Annotated in this window: 1 protein-coding gene; it reads left to right on the top strand. The window is 68.1% G+C overall.

Features of this window, described 5'->3' with window-relative positions:
- Positions 1-539 (top strand): carboxyl transferase domain-containing protein (locus tag ACYQ1K_RS27930; protein ID WP_459986895.1); only part of this gene is annotated, 539 nt, incomplete at both ends.

The following is a 539-nucleotide window of genomic DNA, read 5'->3' as shown; positions in this document are numbered from 1 at the left end:
GTGGTGGCCAACCAGCCGATGGCCTTCGCCGGCACCCTCGACATCGACGCGAGCGAGAAGGCCGCCCGGTTCGTCAGGTTCTGCGACGCCTTCAACCTCCCCGTCCTCACCTTCGTCGACGTCCCCGGCTTCCTGCCCGGCACCGACCAGGAATGGAACGGCATCATCCGCCGCGGCGCCAAGCTCATCTACGCCTACGCCGAGGCCACCGTCCCCCTGGTCACCGTCATCACCCGCAAGGCCTACGGCGGCGCCTACGACGTGATGGGCTCCAAACACCTCGGCGCCGACATCAACCTGGCCTGGCCCACCGCCCAGATCGCCGTCATGGGCGCCCAAGGCGCGGCCAACATCGTCCACCGCAAGACCCTGAAGAAGGTCGCCGACGAAGGCGGAGACGTCGAAGCCCGCCGCGCCCAACTCATCGACGAATACGAAACCACCCTCGCCAACCCCTACATCGCCGCCGAACGCGGCTACATCGACGCCGTCATCCCACCCCACGAAACCCGCGCCGAGATCACCCGCGCCCTACGCCT

It is taken from the genome of Nocardioides sp. AN3, assembly GCF_054653495.1.
Note: the sequence above shows the minus strand (reverse complement) of the source record. Positions and strands in the feature narration are given on the sequence as shown.